This window comes from Bacillus sp. CCB-MMP212, assembly GCF_022748145.1.
GTDB lineage: Bacteria > Bacillota > Bacilli > Bacillales > Bacillaceae_G > Bacillus_A > Bacillus_A cereus.
The window spans coordinates 21,596-29,584 of the sequence record NZ_JALDQE010000024.1 but is presented as its reverse complement, the minus strand read 5'-3'; the positions used below and the strand labels follow the sequence as shown (position 1 = coordinate 29,584).

Here is a 7,989-nt window from a genome sequence, read left to right as displayed (position 1 = left end):
ACTTCCTTATGTTAACATCTTCGTTTTTCGATGTCAACTAAGTTTTTCAATTTCTTTTTTGTCGTTTTCTGCGTTTCTGCATCAGCGACGGTTATTAATATATCATGGTGAAAAATGAAATGCAACACCTTTTATAAACTTTTTTTAAAACTGCCCACATTTCTTTTTTAATATCATATACTTAAACGAAATATCTCTTTCATGTATGAGTAATTCCTACATATATTTTATATAAAGTTACTCTATCAAAAAACGTTTCTTTCTATACTAAGCGTTTTATTCATATACCATATCATACAAGGAGGAATATATATGGACTATACCGATTTATTAATCAAACTAGGTCTCTCGGCGATTTTAGGGTTTGCCATTGGTTTAGAACGCGAATTAAAACGGAAACCACTTGGTTTAAAAACGTGTTTAGTTATTTCTATTATTAGTTGCCTCCTAACGATTGTTTCTATTAAAGCAGCTTATAACTTACCACATACCGATCATATGAATATGGATCCACTTCGACTTGCCGCTCAAATTGTATCAGGAATTGGTTTTTTAGGTGCTGGCGTAATTTTAAGAAGAGGCAACGATAGCATTGCAGGGCTCACGACCGCCGCTATGATCTGGGGTGCTTCTGGTATTGGTATTGCCGTTGGAGCTGGTTTCTATATCGAGGCGATTTTCGGAATGTGTTTCCTTATGATTAGTGTCGAACTTATACCACTCGCGATGAAATATGTAGGCCCTAGGTCATTTCGTCAACGTGATATCGCTGTGAAACTTGTTGTACGAAATATGGACAATATCCCAATCGTAATTGAAGAAATAAAGGAAATGGATATAAAAGTTAAGAATATGAAGCTTAAAACATTAGAAAACGGTTCTCACTATTTACATCTTAAACTGTCCATTGATCAAAAAAGACCTACTGCTGATGTTTACTATGCTCTTCAACATCTTGAAAGTGTCCAACAAACTGAAGTGGAAAGTATGTAGCATAAAACAAACTCTCTTTAATTAGAGAGTTTTTCTTTTTTCTATAATGGTAACAATGAATGTAGTCCTGCAAAACAAGGAGGAATTTACTATTGAAATCCCGTCCGAATTTAGTAGATACATTTCGTGATTCCATTATTTTTCGTTTAATTTGTTTTATTATTGTATTCACTGCTTTTTCTGGTTTTCTTATACATAGATTAGAACCCTCTCATTTCACTACATGGTTTGACGGAATTTGGTGGTCAATCGTTACCATTTTTACAGTTGGATATGGCGACTTTGCTCCCCATACAACGATAGGAAAACTAATAGGTATAAGTATTATTTTATTAGGAACTGGCTTTTGTTCTTATTATATGGTTCTATTCGCTACTGAGATGATCAGTAAACAATATATGAAAATTAAAGGTGAAGAAGCCGCTACCTCTAACGGTCATATGATTATCGTTGGCTGGAATGAGCGTGCAAAACATGTTGTAAAGCAAATGCATGTATTACAACCAAACCTTGATATCGTTTTAATTGATGAAACACTTTCTTTACTCCCAAAACCATTTCATCATTTAGAATTTATAAAAGGTTGTCCGCACCACGATCAAACTTTATTAAAAGCTAATATTAAAACGGCACACACCATATTAATAACAGCGGATAAAGAAAAGAACGAAAGCTTAGCAGATACACAATCCATTTTAAATATTTTAACTGCAAAAGGACTCAATCCAAACATTCACTGCATCGCAGAACTACTTACTACTGAACAAATTCAAAATGCAACGAGAGCTGGCGCGTCAGAAATTATAGAAGGAAATAAATTAACGAGTTATGTATTTACCGCTTCTCTTTTATTCCCTTCTATTTCAGGTGTACTATTCTCACTTTACGATGAAATCTCTGATAATAAATTACAACTGATGGAGCTTTCTCCGTCCTGCACCGGACAAACCTTTGCAAATTGTAGCTATACCCTTTTAAAACAAAACATTCTCTTACTAGGTATAAAGCGCGACGATCAATATATGATTAACCCAGTCCATACCTTCATTCTTATCGAAAGCGACGTACTCATTGTTATTCACCATTAAGAAAATGTTTTTCTAGTTCCCGCATGAGCACTTTTCCAATATTGATATATTTTCTTTTCACTTCTGCATCTGGATCTTTCGGTTCAGCAAATTGATCCATCCCACTCGTTCCCGCGGTTAAAGTATTCACATTATCATCTAGTTCGTCTTGATATACGTGCGAAAGAATATACGGCGTTTCAAGACGGACTACTACACCAGGTACATCTAGTTCACCATCTACTGCTGTAAACGGCACTCGTAAAAATTGATACCCATCTTCTTCATCGATTTTGTAATCGAAGCATCCTTTATCATAATCCCAATTACCACCAATACTATATCCAAGTGGTTTCATAACCTCTTCTAATTTATATAACGCATATGTACGTCCTTCTAAATTTGATTGAATCGGAATCAAGCCCATCCCTCCAAGACTTTTCCTTTAGCATACCCACTCTAGTTTGAATATACTGATGGACTTTTCGATAAAATAATAAAAAGCGACCGGAATCCGGTCGCTTTTTATTATTTTAAACGCTCTTCTAATTCTGCTTTTAATTCTTCAAATCCTGGTTTACCAAGTAAAGCAAACATGTTTTTCTTGTATGCTTCTACGCCAGGTTGGTCAAATGGATTTACGCCTAATAAGTAGCCGCTCATCGCACATGCTTTTTCGAAGAAGTATACAAGGTAACCGAATGTGTACTCATTTAATTCAGGAATATTTACGATTAAATTTGGTACTCCCCCGTCGCTATGTGCAAGTAATGTACCTTCGTATGCTTTTGTGTTTACGAAGTCTACAGTTTCACCAGCAAGGTAGTTTAATCCGTCTAAATCGTTGTCTTCTAATTCGATTGTTAGTTCATGTGTAGATTTACCTACTTTAAGAACTGTTTCAAATAAGTCACGACGACCTTCTTGAACGTATTGACCTAATGAGTGTAAGTCAGTTGAGAAGTTTGCTGAAGATGGGAAAATACCTTTTTGATCTTTTCCTTCACTTTCACCAAATAACTGTTTCCACCACTCAGCGAAGTATTGAAGTGCTGGCTCATAGTTAACAAGCATTTCAATTGTTTTTCCTTTATTGTATAAAGCGTTACGAACTACTGCGTATTGGTAAGCTGGGTTTTCTTCTAGTTCTGATGTTCCGAAGTCATCATGACCAGCAGCTGCACCTTTCATCATCTCTTCAATATTTAAGCCACTTACTGCGATTGGTAATAAACCAACTGGCGTTAATACAGAGAAACGTCCTCCAACATCATCTGGAATAACGAATGTTTCGTAACCTTCGTTATCAGCTAATGTTTTTAATGCACCACGTGCTTTATCTGTAGTTGCATAAATACGTTTGCGAGCTTCTTCTTTTCCATACTTCTCTTCTAATAACTTACGGAAAATACGGAATGCTAGTGCTGGCTCTGTTGTTGTACCTGATTTGGAAATAACGTTAATAGAGAAGTCTTTACCTTCTAATACGTCCATTAAATCTTTCATGTAAGTGGAGCTAATGTTTTGTCCAACAAATAGCACTTGTGGAGTTTTACGTTGTTCTTTAGATAGCGTGTTGTAGAAAGAATGGCTTAACATTTCGATTGCTGCGCGTGCTCCTAGGTAAGAACCACCAATACCTACAACAAGTAAAATGTCAGAGTCGTTTTTAATTTTTTCTGCGCATTTTTGAATGCGAGCGAATTCTTCTTTGTCATATTGAAGCGGAAGGTCTACCCACCCAAGGAAATCGTTCCCAGCTCCAGTTTTTTCGTGGATTGCATGATGTGTTACTTTCACTGCATCACGTAAATAAGTGATTTCATGTTCACCGATGAAGGATAACGCTTTAGAATAGTCGAACGTTACATGTGTACTCATCTTTTTCCCTCCAATTATGGATATGTATTTCTGTATTCACTTTAGCGAAACTGAAGTTGTAAATCAAGCGATTCAACCATTGTAAACGTAACCAATATATATTTTTTAGAAAAAGTTCATTTTTTGCATAAAAATTCGCATTTTTCGGTATAGATGTATATACATCATCTTCCGAACATTTTTTATGTATAAAAACAACATAACTACCCCATTCTATAAAAGAGTTAATTAACTCATCGCTTGCTCATGCTTCACAATTAAGGGGGGCTTTTTCATGAGTACTTTGCAACGTATCGCATTAGTCTTTACTGTAATTGGCGCTGTGAACTGGGGACTAATCGGATTTTTCCAGTTTGACTTAGTAGCAGCCATTTTCGGCGGACAAAATTCAGCTCTTGCACGTATTATTTACGGCATCGTTGGTATATCTGGGCTTATCAACCTTGGTTTACTGTTTAAACCATCTGAAAATCTTGGTACGCACCCAGAAACAAACGAAATTCGATAATCAGTATGTCCTTTCACCTCCGACATACGAATATGATTGCATGCAATCATATTTGCAAATATATATCATAAGATAAAGTAAAAGAGGAACGCTCATATGCGTTCCTCTTTTACTTTGTTAACTCGGACTCTTCAATCCATTCTGCCAACTTTTCTCGCAGCGTATTAAATCCGTTTTCAGATGGGTTCGGTATAAGAATCCTTCCTTGTTTTCTTTTCGCCGCTTTTAACGATAAACTCATTTTTCTGTGCTCTTCATCAATTGAAAGTACCTTTACTTCTACTGTATCGCCGACTTTTAAAAAGTCATGAATATCCTTTACATATCCATTTGTAATTTCAGATATATGCACAAGTCCTTGTGTTTCTGCATCTAACGCTACAAATGCACCGTAATCTTGAATTCCAGTCACTTTCCCTGTTACAACCACTCCTGTTGTATATTGTTCTGACATATGAAACACTCCCATACGTTTACCATTCTCTCTACAATTATAGAGAGCAAAGCAGATATATTTATTTTAAATATCCGATTGGTTAGTACGCATTCTAGATAATGATATCTAGAATGCGTATACCTTATATTAGTAAATTATACCACTATGACAGAACTCATTCAAAATTCATGAAAAATTTCCCTTAAAGAAGTATAATTCTCCAATATTGGGATAGACTACTAACACATGGCTTTCTAGTATTCCCCCCCTTTTATGGACAAAACGTATTACGTTTTGTCCTTTTTTTATTTTCTACAAATCGTTCCATTCTCTTCATCGCTTCCATAAGTTGTTCAAGCGACGTCGCATATGAACAACGAATAAATCCTTCACCACTTTCGCCAAATACGCTACCAGGGACAACGGCCACTTTTTCTTCCAACAATAACTGTTCTGCAAATTCTGCTGAAGATAATCCGGTTGAAGATATAGAAGGAAAAACATAAAATGCTCCGCCCGGCACATGACACGTTAAGCCCATTTCATTGAAAGATGTCGTCATGAAGTTACGACGCTTCTTATAGCTATCTCTCATTCGAATTACTTCATCGTTCCCTGCGCGTAACGCCTCAAGTGCTGCAAACTGAGACATCGTCGGTGCACACATCATTGAATACTGATGGATTTTGAGCATTAATTCTGAAAATTGAACAGGAGCTGCAATCATACCGAGGCGCCATCCTGTCATCGCAAATCCTTTTGAAAATCCTGAAATTAAAATCGTATGCTCACGCATATTTTTAATACTCGCGAAACTTGTATATACTTCGTCGTATACAAGTTCTGCATAAATTTCATCAGATAATACGATTAAATTGTACTTCTCAACAATCACTGCTATTTCATCAAGCTCGGATTTATTTAGCATTGCACCTGTCGGGTTATTTGGTGAACAAAGCAAAATTGCCTTTGTTTTCGCTGTAATAGCTGCTTCAATTTGTTCTGGTTGTACTTTAAACTCGTTTTCTAACGTAGTCGCCACAGGAACCGGAACTCCTCCAGCTAATGTCACAAGTGGTGCATAAGAAACGAAGCTCGGTTCAATAATGAGCACTTCATCATCAGGATTTATAATGGCGCGCATCGCTACATCTAACGCCTGGCTCGCTCCAACTGTAACAATGATTTCATCACTTGGATCATAAGATACTGCAAATTGTTTTTTTAGATACTTTGCTATTTCTTGACGGAGCTCCAATAATCCTGCATTTGCTGTATATGACGTATACCCTTGTTCCAAAGAACGAATACATGCTTGCCTTACATTCCAAGGTGTAACAAAATCCGGCTCTCCTACCCCGAGGGAAATAACACCTTTCATATTTGCTGCTAAATCAAAAAATTTTCGAATACCAGATGGTTTTAAAGATTCTGCTGATCTAGATAGTTCAAATTGCTTCATGGTGTCACCACAATTCGCTTATCATCATCGTCTTTTTCATAAATAACGCCCTCATGTTTATACTTCTTCAAAATGAAATGAGTAGTTGTAGAAACAACAGATTCAATTGTTGCTAATTTCTCAGAAACAAACATCGCTACTTCTCCCATCGTTTTCCCTTCTAATGTAATAGAAAGATCATATGTCCCTGACATTAAATAAACGGATTTCACTTCTGAATAACGATAAATTTGTTCAGCAACCGCATCAAACCCAACGCCATGCTTTGGCGTAACTTTCACATCGATCATTGCCGTTAAACCTGTATGTTCTTTCACCTTCGTCCAATCAATATGTGTTACATAATCCACAATAATCTTTTCATTTTCTAACCTCGCAACCATCTTCTTTACTTCTTCTACCTCTATATTTAACAGCTTCGCTAATGTATCTACAGATAATCGACTACTCTTTTCAAGACAAGCTAATAATTCTAATTCTTTTTCTGTCACCATATAAATCATCCTTCCTTTTCGTTTGTGTCTAAATTATACAAATACCCTTTCCAGTTTGAAAAGAAGATTTTTCTATTGAATTATGTCAAAATAAAGTGAAACTTTAATCAGCGGAAAAATGCGTGATAAAGCGAAAGGGGATGGAACCGTGAAACCAAAAGTTTATATTGCTGAACCAGTTCCAACATTTGTAGAAAACTATTTATCAGAACACTGTAATTATGAAAAATGGGATCAAAATGAGAAAGTACCTCGTGATGTTCTATTAGAGAAAATACAAGATAAAGATGGGTTATTAAATTTCGGATCTGCTATTAATGAAGAATTACTGACAGTGGCTCCTAACTTAAAAGTAGTGAGCAACATTTCTGTCGGTTACGATAATTTTGATTTACAAGCGATGAAAAACCGAAATGTTATCGGAACGAATACACCATACGTATTAGATGATACAGTAGCTGATCTCGTTTTCGCCCTTATGCTATCAGCTGGGCGCCGCGTTTGCGAACTCGATTCTTACGTGAAAAATGGTGAATGGAACGCTGAAATCGGAAAAGAACACTTCGGACTAGATGTACACCATAGCACAATTGGTATTATCGGTATGGGCCGAATTGGAGAAGCCGTTGCAAAACGAGCAAAATTCGGATTTGATATGAATGTTCTTTACTATAACCGCCGTCGTAAAGAAGAAGCTGAACAAAAATTCGATGCTACATATTGTGATTTACAAACGCTACTGAAGCAGTCTGACTTTATTGTTCTTCTTACTCCATTAACAGATGAAACATATCACCTTATTGGAGAAAAGGAATTTTCATTAATGAAAGAAACAGCAATCTTCATTAATGCTTCTCGCGGGAAAACAGTAGATGAAGAAGCGTTAATCCATGCTTTAACAGAAAAGAAAATCTTTGCAGCAGGTATTGATACATTTACACAAGAGCCGATTCAAAAAGATAATTCACTCTTATCATTACAAAATGTTGTGACTTTACCACACATCGGATCTGCAACATTAAAAACTAGGCAGCAAATGGCTATGACCGCCGCTGAAAATTTAGTTGCAGGATTACAAGGAAAAACACCGCCTAATATTGTTCGCGGGTAATACTGAATAAACGAAAGGCAAGATGACATCGTCATCT

At 36.2% G+C, this 7,989-nt stretch carries 9 protein-coding genes; 4 read left to right on the top strand and 5 right to left on the bottom strand.

The features are described 5' to 3' along the window. The first annotated feature begins 312 nt into the window (after positions 1-312). Positions 313-993, top strand: coding sequence for an MgtC/SapB family protein (locus MRP26_RS30295; RefSeq protein WP_000386677.1), 681 nt, complete (start codon positions 313-315; stop codon positions 991-993). A 92-nt stretch (positions 994-1,085) separates the two neighbouring features. Next, entirely contained in the window at positions 1,086-2,081 is a 996-nt protein-coding gene (locus MRP26_RS30290; RefSeq protein ID WP_000842316.1) for a potassium channel family protein, read from the top strand. Here MRP26_RS30290 and MRP26_RS30285 read toward each other — a convergent pair. After that, positions 2,068-2,481 (bottom strand): YugN-like family protein, encoded by a 414-nt coding sequence (locus MRP26_RS30285; RefSeq protein WP_000612347.1) that lies wholly within the window; start codon positions 2,479-2,481, stop codon positions 2,068-2,070. The genes MRP26_RS30290 and MRP26_RS30285 overlap by 14 nt on opposite strands. Positions 2,482-2,588: 107 nt before the next feature. Next, entirely contained in the window at positions 2,589-3,941 is a 1,353-nt protein-coding gene (locus tag MRP26_RS30280; protein ID WP_000103664.1) for a glucose-6-phosphate isomerase, read from the bottom strand. 274 nt (positions 3,942-4,215) lie between these two features. Between MRP26_RS30280 and MRP26_RS30275 the strand changes: the two genes are divergently transcribed. Further along, positions 4,216-4,449, top strand: coding sequence for a DUF378 domain-containing protein (locus tag MRP26_RS30275; RefSeq protein ID WP_000105788.1), 234 nt, complete (start codon positions 4,216-4,218; stop codon positions 4,447-4,449). A gap of 109 nt (positions 4,450-4,558) precedes the next feature. Here MRP26_RS30275 and yugI read toward each other — a convergent pair whose 3' ends face one another. The 3 genes from yugI to MRP26_RS30260 form a co-directional block, all read right to left on the bottom strand. Next, positions 4,559-4,903 carry a S1 domain-containing post-transcriptional regulator GSP13 gene (yugI, locus tag MRP26_RS30270; RefSeq protein WP_000003764.1) on the bottom strand — a complete coding sequence of 115 codons (345 nt, stop codon included), beginning with the start codon at positions 4,901-4,903 and terminating at the stop codon, positions 4,559-4,561. Positions 4,904-5,156: 253 nt separating this feature from the next. Further along, complete coding sequence (locus MRP26_RS30265; protein ID WP_000808528.1) at positions 5,157-6,347, bottom strand: aminotransferase; 1,191 nt, start codon at positions 6,345-6,347, stop codon at positions 5,157-5,159. Next, positions 6,344-6,841 (bottom strand): Lrp/AsnC family transcriptional regulator, encoded by a 498-nt coding sequence (locus tag MRP26_RS30260; RefSeq protein ID WP_000255696.1) that lies wholly within the window; start codon positions 6,839-6,841, stop codon positions 6,344-6,346. Before MRP26_RS30260 ends, MRP26_RS30265 begins: the two co-directional genes overlap by 4 nt. A gap of 118 nt (positions 6,842-6,959) precedes the next feature. On the opposite strand from MRP26_RS30260, the gene MRP26_RS30255 reads away from it, so the two are divergent. After that, the gene (locus tag MRP26_RS30255; RefSeq protein WP_242807484.1) at positions 6,960-7,952 is read left to right on the top strand and encodes a 2-hydroxyacid dehydrogenase; all 993 of its coding nucleotides are present in this window, start codon (positions 6,960-6,962) and stop codon (positions 7,950-7,952) included. Positions 7,953-7,989: the final 37 nt, after the last annotated feature.

Bases quoted from the DNA above. Each gene is read 5' to 3' on its own strand.
- MRP26_RS30295 (WP_000386677.1), top strand. From the start codon at position 313: ATGGACTATACCGATTTATTAATCAAACTAGGTCTCTCGGCGATTTTA.
- MRP26_RS30280 (WP_000103664.1), bottom strand. From the start codon at position 3,941: ATGAGTACACATGTAACGTTCGACTATTCTAAAGCGTTATCCTTCATC.
- MRP26_RS30275 (WP_000105788.1), top strand. From the start codon at position 4,216: ATGAGTACTTTGCAACGTATCGCATTAGTCTTTACTGTAATTGGCGCT.
- yugI (WP_000003764.1), bottom strand. From the start codon at position 4,903: ATGTCAGAACAATATACAACAGGAGTGGTTGTAACAGGGAAAGTGACT.
- MRP26_RS30265 (WP_000808528.1), bottom strand. From the start codon at position 6,347: ATGAAGCAATTTGAACTATCTAGATCAGCAGAATCTTTAAAACCATCT.
- MRP26_RS30260 (WP_000255696.1), bottom strand. From the start codon at position 6,841: ATGGTGACAGAAAAAGAATTAGAATTATTAGCTTGTCTTGAAAAGAGT.
- MRP26_RS30255 (WP_242807484.1), top strand. From the start codon at position 6,960: ATGCGTGATAAAGCGAAAGGGGATGGAACCGTGAAACCAAAAGTTTAT.